Below are 17,715 nucleotides of genomic sequence, written 5' to 3'. Positions count from 1 at the left end.
TTGATCAAGTGTTGTCTGATCGGCTTCTGACAAGACGAATGGAGTAGCGATTTGGCCCATACTACAAAGCTACTCTATTTTACTTCAACTATTAATTTGGAAGAGCACTAGGAGCAGTGGGGGAGAACGGTAAGCCTCATCGACCCCCTGCTTCGCTTTCTTCTATCCACCCTTCGTCTACTCTCTTCTTCTCTTATCTAAATTCCGACAAAAATGAAGCGAATTTATAGATCTGTTTTTGCGATAGCTTTCTTGTTCAGCCTGCAGCTGGTGTCCTGCAAATCGATTGTCGATGACCTGAACGTAGACCCTAACAATCCGACGACGGCCCCAGCCTCGCTGGTCTTTACGGGTACCCAACTGGCCAATATTGCCACGCAGGAAGGCATGGCCAGCCGGTTGACGACCATCTGGAGCGGGTATGCCACCGGTGCCGACCGGCAGTGGAAAGATTATTTCAACTACAACGTAACCGCCGGTGTTTACGACGCCGACTGGAACCTCGTTTTCCAGGCGACCAACGCCAATGCCCGCTTAGCCATTCAGAAAGCGGCCGAGCTGGGTAATCAGAAAATGGTGGGTATCACCAAAGTAGTGCAGGCGAATGCGCTGGCAACCGGGACGGAGTTATGGGGCGACATCCCGTTCGATGAAGCTGGCGATATCGTCAAGTTTCCAAACCCCAAATTCGAGAGCCAGGCTGCTGTATATCCCAAGCTGATTGCGCTGATCGATGATGCCATTGCCGACCTGAATGCGGGTATTGGTACGGTTGGAGCGGAAGATATTCACTTCGGGGGCGACGCGACCAAGTGGAAACAGGTCGCTTATACCCTCAAAGCCCGGTTGCTGACCGATACGAAGCAATACGATGCAGCTTATACCGCAGCCCTGAGCGGAGTCAGTGCCTACGCCAACTCACTCTACGCGCCCCATGGCATAACGACGAGTGTCAATGAGAACCATTACTTCTCGTTTCTGACCAACCAGCGGTTAGGCGATATCTACGCGGTGGGAGCTTACAACGTAGGGATTATGAATCCGACCAGTGCCGCCTACCGGGGCAATGCCAAAACCATCGAAACCGCACGCTTCAAGTTCTACTATCAGGAAAATGGCGTAAATACACCGGGGCGAATCGAGCCGAACACGTCCAGTACGGCCACCGCCAGCGGGTTCTACGCGCGCGCTGCCAGTTTTCCTATGGTCACTTACCAGGAGAATGTATTGACGCTGGCCGAAATGGCATTGCGCTCGGGCAAAGGCTTTGCCGTAGCCTTAGGCCACCTGAACAGCTACCGGGCGTTTCTGAACACGGGTGGTTATATCAACTCAACCTACCTGACCGCCGGCACGTACAAGTACGAAGCCTACGCAACGGCTGACTTCGAGGCCGGTGGTATCGAGAACAAAGACAACATCACGGCCGATAACGCACTGCTGCGCGAAATACTCCAGGAGCGGTATGTTTCCTTTTACGGGCAGCACCTGGGCTGGAACGACGAGCGCCGGACCCGCACCGAAGCCTATGGTATCAAGCTAACGCCAAACAACGGCACTCAGCTCCCCTGGCGCTTTATCTACTCACAAAACGAGCTGAACTCCAACCCGAACAGCCCCAAACCCGTTCCCGGCACCTTCGATACGATGGCTATTTATAAGCCATAGGGCTGGTGTTTACCGCATGGTTCAGTTGTCGGATGACTTCGTGTGATCCGGCAACTGTTGCTTTTATTATTCCTCATTCGTTTAAAACTTTTTCATACGATTATGTTTCGAAAGCTACGTCAGATGAGTTTGGTGGTACTGCTGGGTGCGACCGGAGCCTCGGCTCAACTGGTTCCAGTGCCTGTTTTCAAGCAGATGAAGGCTCGTAGCGTGGGACCTGCCGTGATGGGTGGACGCATAACGGCCATCGATGCCGTAGTCAGCAACCCCGATGTGATCTATGTGGGGGCCGCATCGGGGGGCGTCTGGAAAAGCGAAAACGCGGGCGGTACCTGGACGCCGGTCTTCGATGAGCAGCCAACGATCAATATTGGGTCGCTGGCCATCCAGCAAAGCAATCCCAACGTGATCTGGGTAGGAACGGGGGAGGGCAACCCCCGCAACTCCGTAAACATGGGGGGCGGCATCTTTAAAAGTATCGACGGAGGCCTGACCTGGAAGTCGATGGGCCTGGAAAAAACCATCAACATCCACCGAATTATCATCGACCCATCCAATCCGGATGTCGTCTACGCGGGGGTGATCGGCTTTCCGTTCGGGGAGCATCCGGAGCGGGGCGTTTTCAAAACCACGAACGGCGGGCAGACCTGGGAACGAATACTGTATACGAACGAAAAATCAGGCGTGGCCGAAATGGTGATGGACCCGGCCAACCCCAGCAAACTCGTCGTAGCCATGTGGCAGCACCGCCGGACACCCTGGGACTTCAGCTCGGGTGGGCCCGGCTCAGGCTTGTACATTACCTACGACGGCGGTAAAACGTGGAAGAAAAAAGGCGAAGCCGACGGGTTGCCCAAGGGTGATTTCGGGCGTCTGGGACTGGCTATCAGCCGGAGTTCACCCAACAAAATTTATGCGCTGGTCGAAGCGCCCAAAAATGGCCTCTACCGTTCCGACGATGGCGGGGAGAAGTGGACACTGGTGACCGACGATCCGACAGTGGCTACCGACCGGCCATTTTATTACAACGAGATTTACGTCGATCCGAAGGTTGAAACCCGTATTTATAAACTGAGTGCGCCCCTGTCGGTCAGTGAGGATGGCGGCAAATCGTTCAAAGTCCTGGCTACGCCCGATCAGGTTCACTCCGATCACCACGCCTTCTGGATCCATCCTGAAAATCCGAACCTGATTATTGAAGGGAATGACGGGGGGCTTTCCATTAGCCGCGACCATGGCAAATCCTGGACAAACCCCGAAGCCATACCTGTTGGGCAATTTTACCATGTCAACGTCGACAACGAGATCCCCTACAACATTTACGGTGGTTTGCAGGACAACGGTTCCTGGACGGGCCCGGCCTATACGTTTCATACCGGAGGCATACGCAACAGTCACTGGCAAGCCCTGATACTGGCCGATGGATTCGATGTTATCCCGGACCCCGAAGATTCCCGTTTCGGCTATGCCATGTCGCAGGGGGGCAACATCATCCGGTACGACAAGGTAACGGGCGGTGCTGCCTTCGTTAAACCCATCGTAGGTGACATGAACACTCGCCTGCGGTTCAACTGGAACACGGGTTTTGCGCAGGACCCTGCCGACAAGAAGACGATCTATGCCGGCAGTCAGTTCGTGCATAAATCGACTGACAAGGGCATGACCTGGGAAACCATCTCACCCGACCTGATCCTGAACGATCCGGCCCACCAGAAACAGGATGATAGCGGTGGCCTGACCATCGACGCCACCCAGGCCGAAAATCACAATACCATCCTGACCATTGCGCCGAGCCCGCTTCAAAAGGGCGTTATATGGGTTGGAACCGACGACGGCAATGTGCAACTCACCCAGGATGGCGGCAAGACGTGGACCAACCTGAGTAGCCGACTGCCCGGTTTCCCCAAAGAAGCGTGGGTGGCCCAGATAACCGCTTCGCGACATAAAGCGGGCGAAGCCTTTGTTGTCGCCAACCTCTACCGGATGGGTACCGACATGGCTCCCTACATTTACCGGACAACCAACTTCGGGCAGAGCTGGACGCGCATCCTGAGCGAAAAAGAAGCAAAAGGCTATGCGCTATGCTTCATGCAGGACCCTACAGAACCCCGTCTGATGTTTGCGGGTACCGAGCATGGCCTGTGGGTGAGTATCGACGAAGGTAAATCCTGGGCGCAGTGGAATAACGGAATGCCGGCGGCCACCCCCGTCATGGACCTCGCCATTCAGGAACGCGAAGCCGACCTGGTCATTGGCACCTTTGGCCGGTCTATTTATGTGCTCGATAACATCCGGCCGTTGCGCAGGCTGGCGGCCACGGGTGGCAAAATTCTGGACCAGCAACTGGTTGCTTTCGAGCCATCAACGGCTTACCAGGCTATTTACCGTGGTCAGCAAGGCTACGGGAAGGATGCCGAGGATTTGTTCCAGGCACCCAACCGGCCCGTTGGCGCGCTCCTGCCGTTTTACCTGAAACCCAAAAAAGGGATAGCCTCCAAAGCGGCAACACCGGCAGAAGCCCCGGTAAAAGCCCGCAAACCAGTAGCGGTAACCAAACCGGACGAATCGAATGTAGTTGTAATACCAACGTCGCAGACAGCCACTACTACCAGCCGGACGAAGGTCGATTCGGTATACATAAGCCTTTATGACGAGCGCAATACGCTGGTCCGTACCCTGAAACAGGCTCCTGACACGGCAATGGGTATGCAGCGGGTAAACTGGAATTTGACAGAAACGGCCATTGCCATGCCCAGTATGCCGGGACCCCGGCGGGGTGGTGGCGACCTTTCCGGTAACCCGGTGATGCCCGGTAAATACAAAGTGGTGATCACCTATGCCGGGGCCCGGGATTCGACCTTCGTACTGGTCGATTCGGACCCACGCGTGCCGTTCAACAAAGAAGCGGCCCTGGCTCGTCGGGATCTTCAAAATCGGCTGAACAAAAAGACCATCCAGCTTAATCAGGTGAACAGCCGTATTCAGGAGGCCTCTGAAGCCGCCGAAGTAGTCAAGTCACGCCTGAAAGAGAAGAAAGGCCCCGAATTCGACGATCTCCGTAAAGCAACCCTGGCCATTCAGGATTCATTGAAAGTCATTCGGGAGCGAATTGTGGGTAAGCGCAATGACCGGCAGGGTTTCGGGCGGGTGTATATGATCACACCCGTCATGAAACTTCAGGAAGCGGGCTCGTATATCAGCCGCCGGACCGAGCCACCCACGAAAACGGAGACGCAACTGGTCGATCAGGTAGAAATGCTGACCGGAGAGACACTCACCCGGGTCAATGAGTTCTTCAGCAAGCAGTGGGCCGAATACTACAAAAAAGTACAGGCCACGCCCCTGGAGGTCATTAAAGAGTATGCCCCCATGGCCAGCAGCCCTAAATAAAGGCCGTGCCAGTAACCCGAACGCAGCCAGGTTACTACGTTGAAGACGGTTTCATTAGTTTAAGTGGTGTCTGGTTTTAAGAAATCTGACACCACTTAAACTAACGTGAATTATGGACTAGTGCTTGTCCAATTTAATTAGTTGAATAGGCCGCGCTTTTGTCATGGCTCCGGCCACCCGGCCCGACGACAGGAGGGATCTTCGCTAGTAGCAGATATTGTTAGCGTCTAGCGAAGATCCCTCCTGTCGTCGGGCCGGGTGGCCGGAGCCATGACAAAAGCGCGGCTTGCCAACATCTAGAAATTAAGTTGGAAGAGTACTAGTATGAACGTAAACAAAATCCAGCTAGCCATAACTAGCTTATTGTTAGTCATTTAGCATTAAAACTATCCATGATTCACGTTAAATTGCGTGAGAAATGAGGTCCGTTACCGGGCTAGTCCATCGCGTTTAGCGCGATCCCGAACCCGTTTCGCACGGGCCTGGCTATCGGGGTGACTCGACAGTATGGCCGTGACCTTGCCTCCACCGCCCCCGCTCAGCTTGGCCAGTTTCTCGAACGAGGTGGCGAGTGCCATAACACTATACCCATTTTGTTTCAGGAAGCTGTAGCCATAATCGTCGGCCTCGGTTTCCTGTTTGCGGCTGAACGACGCGCCAAGCATCTGATCGGCCAGGCCACCCAACTGAGAGCGGGATAACTGACCCAAACTACCCGATTGGGACGCTACGGCATTACGAACGGCAGAACGGCGGAGGGCGCTTTTCATGGCATCGCGGGAGTCCTTGTTGATGACGTGGCCAATTTCGTGCCCCATGATAGCCAGCAGTTCATTGTCGGTCATGATGTCCATCAGGCCCTTGAAAACCCGCACACTACCATCGGCCGTGGCAAAGGCATTGACATCGGGTACTTTGTAGACTTTGTAGTTGATTGGCAAACCGCTGACGGTCTTGTGCCGGGCAACGATGCGGGCCAGTCGCTGCGCGTAGGGGTCGCTGGCGGGGGCAATCGGATTTTTGGCATCCATCTCCCGAATGGCCTGTTTTGAATAATCCACTACCTGTGTGTTAGTCAGGGTCGACGCACTAATGGCTTCGAGACCCGCCTGCATGAGGCCGGGGTCGAGCCGAATTTGAGCGACGCTGACTACAGGAAGGGCAAAGGCAACTAAAAACAGGCTTCGCAGACGATTCATACGTTAAGTGTCTAAGGTGGATATGATCCAACGTGTACGGGTGAAATCCATACTATTGACCTATTAACGGCTAAAAAGTTTAACGATTGGCGTCGCGGGTGGGTTTTGTTCTTAGTATTTCTTGAAAAGCCTCACCAGCTGCTGGCTAATGAGCGCATACCCTTTGTCGGAAGGATGTAGCCCATCGTACGTTATGTCGACAGCCCCATCAGGGTAGGGGTACTCGTCGATTTCGGGATTAAAGGAAATATCCGTGAAGGTCGGGTAGGGGTAATTGGTGTACAGGCCCGTTTGCGGATTTTTTAGCCGTTTGTAATGCACAAGCCTGGGAAGCGCTAATTTCTTCATGTGGTACAGGTCGACCACCTGGAACTGTTCCGCGCGTCCTATGGAGTCGATGGCGTTGGCAAACGCTTCGAGCATCTGCCCGTTTTTCGATTTGTAGGAGCCGTAGGCGTTGTTTTTGTAATTGGTCAGGTAAACGAAGTCGGCCCGTTGCATGGGGGTGATGAGGATGATGCGGGCTGCCGGATTCAGGGTGCGTAGCTTGTCGATGATCAGTCGGAACGAACCATACACGGTCGAATTGCCGGTGTTGCGCTGGTAATCGTCCAGCCGTCCCAGTGGCCGACCGGCCCACCAGTCATTGGTGCCCAGAAAAACCGAGTACACATCGGCCCTTGCTAACCCCAGTTCGTTGATGGATTTGGCAATATCCCCGGCGGTCCATCCATTGTGACCCTGATTGGTGTAGGTGATACCGGGAAGCTTCTCAACCACCCGGGTCATGTAGCCCTTCGTAACGCGGTTACCGGTTTCGTCCAGGTGCTCATTCAGGTACGTGATCGAATCCCCGATGGCTACCCAACTCAAATTTCTGGGTTTGAACGAACTAACCAGGCTAATCAGTACTACGACCAGAAGCATTTTTTTCATACCTATCGGAAGGGCTTGAATAGACTAATTACCCTGCCCCACAGGAAGTGCCACAGGTTCGTAAAGTTACTCGTCCTGTTCCGCTAAATGAACAACCGGATTCGATGGCGTGGCGACGACGGGTTGGGTAGAGGCCTGAATGATCAGTTCGCCATCCAGATTGGCCTGGGTGGTGCTGTTGTTTTTTTTGATGGTCTCCAGCAGGATTCGGGTGGACATCTGGCCTATTTCCAGGAGCGGTTGCTTGATGTATGTGATCCCGGTATGGAACAAATTGTAAGCTTCGGCCTCATCGATACTCACCACGGCTACCTCGTCCGGTACGTTCAACCGTAGGGTATTGATCCGCTTCAGGCCATGCATGGCAAGGACATTGGATGCGAACAGGATAGCGTCCACGCGCTGTGGGCCCGTCACCAGATCATCGACGGCTTTTTCGATATCGGCTCCCTGAACATCGATGGGTAGTTCTTTCAGCCAGGATTTCCGGGCCGTGATCCCGTTCTCCTTCAGGGCGGTCAGATACCCGCGTCTGCGCTCATTAATGGTAAACAGCCCGGTCCTGAACGTAACCATACCCAGCCGCCGGAACCCCGAATCGATCAGATGCTGCACGGCCTTATGAATAGCACCATAATTGTCGAGGGCTACATAATTGCTTTTAAGGCCGGGGAAGTAGCGGTCGATCAGCACAAAGGGAACGCCCTGATGCTGTAGTTCGATCAGGTGAGCTTCGGCACCTTCCGAGGGGCAGATCAAAAGCCCATCGACCTGCCGGTTGAGCAGGGCAGTCATCAGTTTCTGAGCCTTCTGCGGTTTCTCGTCCGAGCTGCCGAAGAGTACCGTGTAATTGTGTTTGTCGGCCTCGTCTTCGATGATACGGGCCAGAGACGAGGAGAACGGGTTCGAAATGTCGGCAACGATCAAGCCAATCGTGTCGGTTTTATTGGTCTTCAGACTCTTGGCAATCTGATTAGGCTGGTAGTTAAGCTCCCGGGCAACCTTCCGTATTTTCTGAGCGACTTCTTTACCGATCCGGTTTTCCTTTTTGTTGTTGAGCACATACGAAACCAGCGCTGTTGATACACCAACAACCTGAGCGATATCCTTTAAAGAAGTCTTTTTAGTCATACGGGACCAACTGAGAAAAAGTCAATAAATAATTTAATCGTTTAAACTGCCTATTGTTTAGGTAGAAAGACTTTTAAATACATATGTCGCAAAAAAGCAATAAAAATGTCATTTTAATTGTATTATTCTAATGAGTATACCAGAGGTTATAATGAAAAACAGGCATATTGGCGTATATGCGTTTAATCGATTAAACTAATCGAGATTTCGATCAGTTTTACACCTGAAGCGTCTGATTCTTTGGCTATTGGCCTGATCAGGTGTTAGCGCCGGCAGTTGTTGGCGTTGATTAGAGGAAGGCCCTAATCAACGGCTTTCCCGAATCAACTTACTATCGACAAACATGAACCGTTTTTCAGTTTTATATACCTTAAAAGAGCAGTACCATCACATCGTCTGTTCTACCCAACAGGAGGCCGTTACTGTTTTGCAAAACGTATCCTCCAACCCCAAACGCATACCTGTCGGGATCTACGATGACAAGACCGAGCTATTCGAATGGGAAAGCAGTCGCCAGCAAGCCTACAACAGGGGCGACATCGAAGAGCAGGGTAAACTGGCCAACCAGATCATTTCAGTAGCGCAGGCCCTCCGCCGTCGCGATGCCAGCTGGCAGCCAGCCGTTACCGTCAGACGGCCTAGTTTTTTCGCTTAACGGCGCTGCTTTCTTGTAAAACCGGGGTGCCGGGAATGACAGTACGTCCAGAGAGGTTTATCCCTCTGCGCGGCCTGTCGTATTCTTCGCGACCGCTGTGCTGCAACCAGCCCGACACTATCTTCATCAGAAACTTAAACGTCTACTCCCATGCTCACAACCAGGCAGGATGGAATGACGGAACCTATTGCGCTCCGTCTACGCAACGCGTCGGACAGCGTACTGGCTTATCCGGCTTTTCTGGCTGGGTATCGAACCGTAGATGAAGCCATGCAGGATGGTTTTATCAGTTCGTACCTCCACACTTTTTTAACAACGACGACAAAATCCCTCACCGCCCCGGCTGCTGTCGACCTGGAAATTTCAATCGATCAACTGCTCAATCAATATACCCGGTCGGCTGAGTCTGATCCGTTAAGCGCGCTTTGCGCCGACGGGGCTTCCAAGCTGACCGACTTCGTCATTCCAACGTTACTGGATCGGCTTGAGCAGGGGAAAGACGTATCATCGCTGGCGTTCCTGATAGCGGCCTATGGCCATTACCTACAGGCAGGCGTCGATACGAACGGAGCGGAATACACTGTTTACGAGCCCTTCCTGACGGACAGGGATTGGGTAAACATCCACGATTCGGATGTACTGGCTCTGCTGGATTGTTCGCCGTTTGCGGGTACCCGCCTGCGTTCGTTTCCCCGGTTTGTTGCTTCCTACAAATCGTTTCGGAACCAGATTGCCTGTTATGGCCTGGTTTTCTCACTCAAACAGACGCTGTGCGCCTTTTGGGAAGAAGAAGCTGATGTTCAGCGGGAAGCAGTAGCCTGATCGGGCGCTTCGCCTGGACTTGTTGGCTGTAAGCAGAAGGCCGCCGGGCTGGTTTCGGATAACCAGCGGGCATGTTCATGCGTTACTGAGTAAACGCCAGCCATGAACCGGACCGAATTTCTATCAGTAAGCGGCTCGATGCTATCGGCTGGATTACTAGCCATGCTATACGAATCCACTCCACCCGAAACCCTGCTGTTTACCGACGATGGCCTGATTCCGAACAGCCGCTACCCGCTGCTGGTTTACCGCAAGGCATTCCCCGCAACGGACGGTGCCGGCGCGTCGTGGCTGGAAGATCGATTTGCCGCCAACAACTGGACCAATGCCTGGCGCAATGGCGTCTATCCCTACCACCATTACCACAGCACCTCACACGAAGTCCTGGGCGTATATAGTGGATCGGCGGTATTGCTACTGGGTGGTGAGAACGGGCAGGAAGCCCGCGTTCGGGCGGGAGATGTCATCGTGATACCCGCCGGGGTGGGGCATAAAAAGCTGGATGCATCGGCCGACTTTGGCGTTGTGGGGGCTTACCCGGACGGACGTCGGTTCGACACCCTCCGCGGCCAGCCCGGCGACCGGCCACAGGCGGACAAAAACATTTCGGCCGTTCCCTTACCCGCCACCGATCCCTTGCTGGGTAAAGCAGGGGGATTGACGCATTTGTGGAAATAAACCAAATCGGAGGGCCCCATTCAGGGTTGTATGTCAACACAGGTCATACAGAGACGTAACCACAGTATGGAATACAGACAATTAGGTGCATCGGGACTGATGGTCCCGGTATTGAGTTTTGGTACGGCTACCTTTGGGGGTGGCAATGAATTTTTTAAAGGATGGGGCAGTACGCAGGTCGATGAAGCCACGCGCCTGGTCAATTTGTGTCTGGACGCGGGCGTCAACCTGTTCGATACCGCCGATATTTACTCGGACGGCCTGTCGGAGGAAATTCTGGGCCAGGCCATTCAGGGTCAACGCGATAAACTGCTGATCTCGACGAAAGCGACCTTTCCCTTCGGCGACGGCCCGAACAACCAGGGATCGTCCCGGTTCCACCTGCTCAGGCAGATTGAAGGCAGCCTCAAACGACTGAAAACCGATTATATCGACATCTATCACATGCACGGCTTCGATGGGGTAACGCCCCTGGAAGAAACCATGCGTACCCTCGACGACCTGATTCAGAGCGGAAAAGTACGGTACATTGCCTGTTCTAATTATTCGGGATGGCATTTGATGAAATCGCTGGCCATTTCCGAGAAATATGGCTGGAACCGGTTCGTGGCGCATCAGGTCTATTATTCGCTGGTAAACCGGGAATACGAGTGGGAACTGATGCCACTTGGCCTCGACCAGCAGGTGGGGGCATTCATCTGGAGTCCGCTGTCAGGTGGTCGGCTGGGCGGCAAGTACGGGCGCAACAAACCCGCGCCTACCGAAGGCCGGGTAGTCGAAGGGAAAAGCCCCGTCCCGCAGGCGGTGGTATCGGAAGAAACGTTTTACACCATCACCGACGCGCTGGACGAGGTTGCGGAGGAAACGGGTAGATCGGTCGCGCAGGTGTCGCTCAACTGGCTGTTGCAGCGCCCAACGGTGTCGAGCATCATCATTGGTGCCCGCAACGAGGAGCAGCTCACCCAAAACCTGGATGCGGTAGGCTGGAACCTGACCATCGATCAGGTGAAGAAACTGGATGCGGCCAGCAATGTGCCCACGATTTACCCTTACTGGCACCAGCGCCAGAATCTGACGCTGAACCCGTTGCCAAAATTTTAACGTGAATTCGGGATCAAGCGGCCTTTTTTGGCCCGTTAGGGCCTTCACAGCGAAGCGTCGGTAGGATAGGTTTCAGCAGCGTCCATGTGCCGTCAGGTACATAACGGTTGTGTACCTGACGGCACACGTTTCCTACAGATGGCCCCATTTTTCTACCAACGCTACGCTGTGAAGGCCCTACGGGCTAAATCTAAACCCCAATTCACATTGTCGGTTACTTCAGGTATGGTGGGCTGGCACTCGCGCTCATTCACCAGTTCATGGTGTCGGGGCTGGGGATAACGTTCAGAAAAGAATTTGTGAGTTGTTGGTATTTTGGCAGGTTGACCTGGTAGAAGTAGGCACCCCGTTTTGAGAACCCTCTCTGTTTCTCGTCCAGCTTGATGAGCAGGTTCGTCGACAGAATTTTACGGCTGAAATTCCGCTTGTCGAACTCCGTGTTATAGATCGCGTCGTATAACTTCTTGAGCTGGGGAATGGTAAACTTCTCGGGCAACAACTCGAAGCCGGTCGGGTGCAGGGCGGCTATGTACCGAAGTCGTTTAATAGCCAGATCGACCATATCGCCATGATCGAAGAGCAGGGGCGGCAGGTCGTAAATGGAAAACCAGCTGGCCTGATGCGCTTCTGATAGTTTGGACTCATAATCAGCCACCTTCACCAGGGAGAAATAAGCCACCGAAATCGTGCGGGCGATCGGGTCGCGGTAAGGGTCGCCAAAGGCATTTAGCTGCTCCAGATATACATTGCTCAGGCCGGTCAGTTCGAACAGGATACGCTCGGCTGCCTGCTCCAGGCTTTCATCGGGTTGAAGCCACCCACCCATCAGCGACCAGGTCCGCTCTTCTACCCCCCGTTTTACCAGCAACACCGTTAACTGCTCGCCGTCGAAGCCGAAAATAATGGAATCCAATGCGACTAAATAAGGGTGCTGTTGTTTGTACTGGTCTACCATTGACTGCTGCCGGCGGGGTCGGACTGTGAGTGAGTACACAAACTTCGTAATTCTGTTCCGTACTCGCTCACATCAGGGCTCATTTTTCCCAAATCGACTGCTACGCTGGCTGGCCAACGTACCGCCTATACGTCACCAAATAATAAAATCGGGTTCGGCAGGAAACCCCGTTTCTTAGGTCACCCTGCCAAACCCGATTTATTCCTTGTACCGGCTAAAAGCGGACAACTCCGTAATAAGCCTTTTTCGGCTGGTAATTCTGGTCGAACAGCAATGGATAATCTTTTCGGTCCGGAACGGGAAAATTGTCGAGCCAGGTCGATTTATCGGATACGTTCCAAAACGTAACGTTGGTGACTACGTCCTTGTGTTTTCTGAACATATCGAACAGCATCTTGTAGTGAGCCGCCTGCCGGTCGTTCATGTCGGCAGTATACTCACTTTTGTCGGTGGGTTTCTTCTCCCGCCGTTCGTGTTCTTTGGGGTACACCGAAACGTCCAGCTCCGTAATTTGTATTTTCAACCCCAGGCTCGCAAACCGGCTGATCGACTCTTCCAGCTCCGGGGCCGTGGGTTCGTAGATGGACCAGTGACCCTGAAGTCCAACGCCGTGGATGGGAACGCCTTTCGCTTTCAGTTTCTTCAGCAGCTGGTAGATACGATCCCGTTTAACCTTGTTCTCGGTGTTGTAGTCGTTGTAATACAACTGGGCTACCGGATCGGCGGCATGGGCGTATTCAAAGGCCTTTTCGATATAGTCCTCGCCAATGATCTCGTAAAATTTCGACTTCCGGTAAAGTTGATTTCCCGTATCGGGAACGGCTTCGTTCACCACATCCCAGGCATAAATCTTTCCCTTGTACCGACCGGCGACCGCGTCGATGTGGTCTTTAAGCCGCTTCAGCAAAACGTCCTTGGTCACTTGTTTGCCGGCCGCGTCGGTAAAGAACCAGCGCGGAGTCTGGTTGTGCCAGCACAGGTTGTGGCCACGCACCTTGATGCCGTTCTTCTGGGCGAAAGCCACGATGGCGTCGGTGTCCGTCCAGGCATAGCGGTTCTCCTCGGGATGAATAGGCCCCATTTTCATGGAGTTCTCCGGCGTAATACTGTTGAACTGCCGGATGATCAGATCTGCTTCCGGCCCCGTCAGGTTGCGGGGGGCCACCGCCACACCAATAGGGAAAAAGTTTTTGTACGCTTCTTTAAGCGTAGGTTCAGGAGCCTGCCGCACGAGGGCTGTTCCCAGCAGGAGCGTACCCCCCAGCAGGAAGGGGATCGAAAAGATAGTTTGTTTTTTCATAAGCGGTTGTTCGAAGTATCCCGGTTTCGTTATTTAAAAACCGATGGAGTTGCCGCCATCGACGGGCAGGGAAACACCGGTAACGTAAGCCGCTGCTTCAGACGCCAGAAAAACGGCGGCCCAGCCAATATCTTCCGGTTTCCCGAATTTGCCCATCGGTGTCCGGCGCATGGCCCGCGCAAAGCGGTCGGGGTCGCCACCCATGGCGGTTTTGCTCATGGCGGTTTCGATAAAGCCCGGCGCAATGGCGTTTACCCGGACACCCTTCCCCGAGAATTCGGAGGCCAGCACTTTGACCATCCCTTCGACCCCGGCTTTGGAAGCTGCGTAGGCGGCTACCCGGTCGATACCATAATAAGCGGCCATGGACGAGATCATGATAATGGAGCCGCTACCCCGCTCGATCATCGGTCCGGCACAGGCCCTGGTCAGCGAAAAAACCGAGTTGAGGTTGGTATGCACGATCCGGTCAAAATCTTCGTCGGTGACTTCCAGCGCCGGTTTTTTCATGTTGATACCCGCATTGTTCACCAGAACATCGATGGGCCCATACTGGCGTTCGATGTCGGCTACGAGTCCGTCGAGCAACGAACGTTCGGTTACATCATTGACCTGGTAGTGGGCCTGTTGTCCCAGCAACCCAACGGCGTCCTGTAGAGGTTGCTCCCGGCGTCCGGTTATGACGACGGTAGCCCCGGCTTGGACCATGCATCGGGCAATGTCGAAACCGATGCCGCTGCCTCCGCCCGTGATAAGGGCCAGTTTACCCGCCAGTGAAAATACCTGTTCGAAGGAATTGGATGGAGCCGTGACCTGCCCGGCTACCTCGTTTTCTGAAACTGTTACTGATTCCATGACTTGTCTGTATGGGCGAAATGGTTGTTTATCGAATAGGAGAGTCCCTTGTTTCGGCGTAGGCGTTGCGGGGGTCGATCCTGCCTACCTGGCTGGCGACGAAGCCAATCCCCTGAAAAATATGCCGGACAAAGGTGGGGTTTTCGTAATCGCTTTTGGCATGGCCCAGGGTAGTACACCAGGTATGACCCCCGTCGAAATTATAATGCCATACCATCGGGTACAGGCTGGTATACGACCCCTGAAACGTCTTTACTTTCGCACTGTCTGTCTGATTGAGCGACGTTAGATCGCCCGCCATAATCACCGTTGGACCGGGTGACATGTCTTTGGTGAAGTAGAACTCATCTTCCTTTTCCCACACGGCAGGCAGTCCCTGTACCGACGGGTGGCTGGAGTCGAGGATGTTGATCCGAATTGGCTGGAAAGGGGGGTGCCAGGCAAACGTGCCGCCGATCATGCGTTTGAACCAGGGCCAGTTCCGCTCCGTACCCATGACCGAGTGAATACCCACAAAGCCACCCCCAGCCTCGATGTACCGCCGGAACGCCAGCCGCTGCCCGTCGGTGTCGAACACATCGTTGTTGGTACTCGGGAAAATCAACAGGGTGTATTGCTTCAGATTCGATTCGCTGAAAACGGCTGGCTCGTCAGATACATCGACCTTAAAGCCATGTTGCCGACCGAGTTTCTGAAGGCAAACAACCGCGTTGGGAATGTTATCGTGAACATATCCTTTCCCATTTCTGGTATAGACCAGCACCCGGACTTTCTTCCACTTCACATCCTGGCTCCAGCTACTGCCTGCGCTAAGCAGGGCAAGCAGCACACCTGCCATCAATACCGTACTAATTCGATTCATCCACGTGTTTCATTGACGACTACATAAGCAGCCAAAGCCATTTATCTACGCGTGTTCACTCACCGGACTTACCCGAACTGGATGGCCAGCGAAGCCGCCGATTGGTCAACAAACCCGCAAACACATGTAATCGAGAAAAAGACCGTTTCGGCCAAGATGAGATTGACTTTACATCTGGCCAAAGGTGGCAGCTGCGCCATACAGATTGTAATGCGGTAAGTGTTTGTGCCAAACACTAAAAAGGGACAAGGCCCTGAAACGTTAACTCAGCTATCACAAACGGAGCCATTCATTGTCGGGCAATTTGTCCCTTTACAGGATTTTTGTATACTTCGGTCGATTTACGAACGTACCCACCATGCGCGGCTTAAACAAAGTGAGTCTACTTGGTAATCTGGGCAAAGACCCTGACGTACAAACGCTTGAAGGCAATATTGCTGTGGCTAAATTTTCACTGGCCACTACCGAATCAGTCAAAGACAAAAATGGGCAAACCCAATACAGCACAGACTGGCACACCGTTGTGCTATGGCGAAACCTGGCCGAACTAGCCGGGAAATAGTTGCAGAAAGGCAGCCTTGTGTATATAGAAGGGAAATTGAAAACCCGTAGCTATGACGACCGAGACGGCAACAAGCGCTTCGTAACCGAGCCGGGCCGTCGCTGCGGTAGTAGCCGAACAACTTATCATGCTCGATAAGAAAATCGATGATGGTCATGAAAATGAGTGAGACCAACGCAGAAGCGAAATCATTGCTTTGTTATGAACCTGCTGTTCATAAGGGCGACGACGTGATTTTCATTCGCTTTGACTACGACCGCGACCTGAACGCCCGTGTCCGCAAACTGGTAGGTGTACAATGGAGTCATACCGGAAAAGCCTGGTACGTACCTAACAATCCGCATTACCGGCAACTATTTAAGTTAGAAGCACCGTTGGCGGGCAAAGATGTTTTATCACAAATTCACCCCATAAACGTACCTGCGCTGACAGCACTGGTTGAAACTCTGCAACTCAAAGCGTATAGCCCAAGTACGCAAAATACCTACCGGAATGAGTTTGCCCAATTGTTATATATTTTGAAAAATAAATGTGTAACAGACCTTGATGCAGGCCGACTTCGTGACTACTTTTTGTACTGCATCAACACGCTTAAGTTATCAGAAAATACGATCCACAGCCGAATAAATGCGATTAAGTTTTACTTCGAGCAGGTACTAGGTAGAGAGCGATTATTCATCGACATTCCACGACCAAAGAAGAAGTTACTGTTGCCTAATGTACTAGCGATTGGTCAGATCGAGCGATTGTTTGGGCAGTTGGAAAACCTAAAGCATAAAACAATGCTTTTTCTGGCCTACTCGGCGGGCTTGCGGGTGAGCGAAGTTGTTAACCTGAGCATAAGCGATATCAACTCCGAGCGAATGGTGATTACGATAAAAGGAGCGAAGGGCAAAAAAGACCGGACAGTAGCCCTGTCGGAAGGTATTCTGAGCCTGCTCCGAAAATACTATCAAACGTATAAGCCTGTACGTTGGCTCTTTGAGGGACAATATAGCAACAGCCCATACAGTACCCGCAGTTTACAGCAGGTATTCCATCGGGCTAAAGACGCTGCTAAAATTCGTCAGCCCGTCACGTTTCACAGTTTGCGACATAGCTACGCCACCCACTTACATGAAAGTGGCACAGATATCAAATTAATACAGGAATTGCTGGGGCATAACGACATAATGACTACCCTACGTTACACACATGTTAGCAAGAGAACACTTGAAGGCATCAAAAGCCCATTTGATGCATTGACCCTAAACAATGGGGAATAATAGTTGACAAAATGGAGTAGAAAAACTATGTTTGAAGTACCTTAATACGAAATTATGTCGACTCCATTATGAAGAATATGTACTATTTGAACTTGCAATAGTTTAAATAAATACACAAAGTACGACAAAACTCTCGTATATTTAGGAGTTACCTGCCATATTATGAGCGACACTACTAACATAGACAGATAAAAAATTGAAAAAAGAATTTACCCTATCAATCATTATTATACTAATTCAAAATCATAAAGACGCATTCAGAATGTAGGGAAAGCAAGTCAACTCGATGACTGTCTGCCGACCCGTGAATAACGCTTCAAGAACAGCCCGCAAACG

General features: G+C 52.6%; 14 protein-coding genes and 1 pseudogene. 8 read left to right on the top strand and 7 right to left on the bottom strand.

All coding sequences use genetic code 11. The features are described 5' to 3' along the window. The first annotated feature begins 213 nt into the window (after window positions 1-213). Together FH603_RS26015 and FH603_RS26010 are read left to right on the top strand one after the other, a co-directional pair. Window positions 214-1,668: a SusD/RagB family nutrient-binding outer membrane lipoprotein gene (locus FH603_RS26015; RefSeq protein WP_186741847.1), complete on the top strand. Its 1,455-nt coding sequence runs from the start codon at window positions 214-216 to the stop codon at window positions 1,666-1,668. Window positions 1,669-1,770: 102 nt separating this feature from the next. Further along, window positions 1,771-5,058, top strand: coding sequence for a hypothetical protein (locus FH603_RS26010; protein ID WP_244968036.1), 3,288 nt, complete (start codon window positions 1,771-1,773; stop codon window positions 5,056-5,058). 428 nt (window positions 5,059-5,486) lie between these two features. On the opposite strand, the gene FH603_RS26005 is transcribed toward FH603_RS26010, so the two are convergent. The 3 genes from FH603_RS26005 to FH603_RS25995 form a co-directional block, all read right to left on the bottom strand. Beyond that, on the bottom strand, window positions 5,487-6,257 hold the full coding sequence (locus FH603_RS26005; RefSeq protein ID WP_186741845.1) for a M48 family metallopeptidase: 771 nt from the start codon (window positions 6,255-6,257) through the stop codon (window positions 5,487-5,489). Between the two features lie 111 nt (window positions 6,258-6,368). Further along, window positions 6,369-7,193, bottom strand: coding sequence for an SGNH/GDSL hydrolase family protein (locus FH603_RS26000; protein WP_186741843.1), 825 nt, complete (start codon window positions 7,191-7,193; stop codon window positions 6,369-6,371). Between the two features lie 66 nt (window positions 7,194-7,259). Further along, window positions 7,260-8,324, bottom strand: a complete 1,065-nt coding sequence (locus FH603_RS25995) for a LacI family DNA-binding transcriptional regulator (RefSeq protein WP_186741841.1) — start codon at window positions 8,322-8,324, stop codon at window positions 7,260-7,262. A 343-nt stretch (window positions 8,325-8,667) separates the two neighbouring features. Here FH603_RS25995 and FH603_RS25990 point away from each other — a divergent pair, with 343 nt between their 5' ends. From FH603_RS25990 to FH603_RS25975, 4 genes are all read left to right on the top strand, one after another. Next, window positions 8,668-8,979 carry a hypothetical protein gene (locus FH603_RS25990; protein WP_186741838.1) on the top strand — a complete coding sequence of 104 codons (312 nt, stop codon included), beginning with the start codon at window positions 8,668-8,670 and terminating at the stop codon, window positions 8,977-8,979. A 150-nt stretch (window positions 8,980-9,129) separates the two neighbouring features. Next, a complete protein-coding gene (locus tag FH603_RS25985) occupies window positions 9,130-9,801 on the top strand; it encodes a mannitol dehydrogenase family protein (RefSeq protein ID WP_186741836.1) in 672 nt (223 codons plus the stop codon). Between the two features lie 102 nt (window positions 9,802-9,903). After that, window positions 9,904-10,479 (top strand): cupin domain-containing protein, encoded by a 576-nt coding sequence (locus tag FH603_RS25980; protein WP_186741834.1) that lies wholly within the window; start codon window positions 9,904-9,906, stop codon window positions 10,477-10,479. 66 nt (window positions 10,480-10,545) lie between these two features. Next, window positions 10,546-11,580, top strand: a complete 1,035-nt coding sequence (locus FH603_RS25975) for an aldo/keto reductase (RefSeq protein ID WP_186741832.1) — start codon at window positions 10,546-10,548, stop codon at window positions 11,578-11,580. A 250-nt stretch (window positions 11,581-11,830) separates the two neighbouring features. On the opposite strand, the gene FH603_RS25970 is transcribed toward FH603_RS25975, so the two are convergent. The 4 genes from FH603_RS25970 to FH603_RS25955 all read right to left on the bottom strand — a co-directional run bounded on the left by FH603_RS25970 (window position 11,831) and on the right by FH603_RS25955 (window position 15,552). Then, window positions 11,831-12,535, bottom strand: a complete 705-nt coding sequence (locus FH603_RS25970) for an NUDIX hydrolase (protein WP_186741829.1) — start codon at window positions 12,533-12,535, stop codon at window positions 11,831-11,833. Between the two features lie 214 nt (window positions 12,536-12,749). After that, window positions 12,750-13,835, bottom strand: a complete 1,086-nt coding sequence (locus tag FH603_RS25965) for an endo-1,4-beta-xylanase (protein ID WP_186741827.1) — start codon at window positions 13,833-13,835, stop codon at window positions 12,750-12,752. A 33-nt stretch (window positions 13,836-13,868) separates the two neighbouring features. Further along, a complete protein-coding gene (locus FH603_RS25960) occupies window positions 13,869-14,690 on the bottom strand; it encodes an SDR family NAD(P)-dependent oxidoreductase (protein ID WP_186741825.1) in 822 nt (273 codons plus the stop codon). Between the two features lie 28 nt (window positions 14,691-14,718). Continuing rightward, window positions 14,719-15,552 carry a ThuA domain-containing protein gene (locus FH603_RS25955; RefSeq protein ID WP_186741823.1) on the bottom strand — a complete coding sequence of 278 codons (834 nt, stop codon included), beginning with the start codon at window positions 15,550-15,552 and terminating at the stop codon, window positions 14,719-14,721. Between the two features lie 358 nt (window positions 15,553-15,910). On the opposite strand from FH603_RS25955, the pseudogene FH603_RS25950 reads away from it, so the two are divergent. Continuing rightward, a pseudogene (locus tag FH603_RS25950) lies at window positions 15,911-16,252 on the top strand (single-stranded DNA-binding protein). A 23-nt stretch (window positions 16,253-16,275) separates the two neighbouring features. Then, window positions 16,276-17,379 carry a tyrosine-type recombinase/integrase gene (locus FH603_RS25945; RefSeq protein WP_186741821.1) on the top strand — a complete coding sequence of 368 codons (1,104 nt, stop codon included), beginning with the start codon at window positions 16,276-16,278 and terminating at the stop codon, window positions 17,377-17,379. The last annotated feature ends 336 nt before the right edge of the window (window positions 17,380-17,715 follow it).

Source organism: Spirosoma utsteinense (assembly GCF_014282275.1).
Classification (GTDB): domain Bacteria; phylum Bacteroidota; class Bacteroidia; order Cytophagales; family Spirosomataceae; genus Spirosoma; species Spirosoma utsteinense.
The sequence above is the reverse complement of the archived record's forward strand: the minus strand, read 5'-3'. Positions and strand labels throughout refer to the sequence as shown.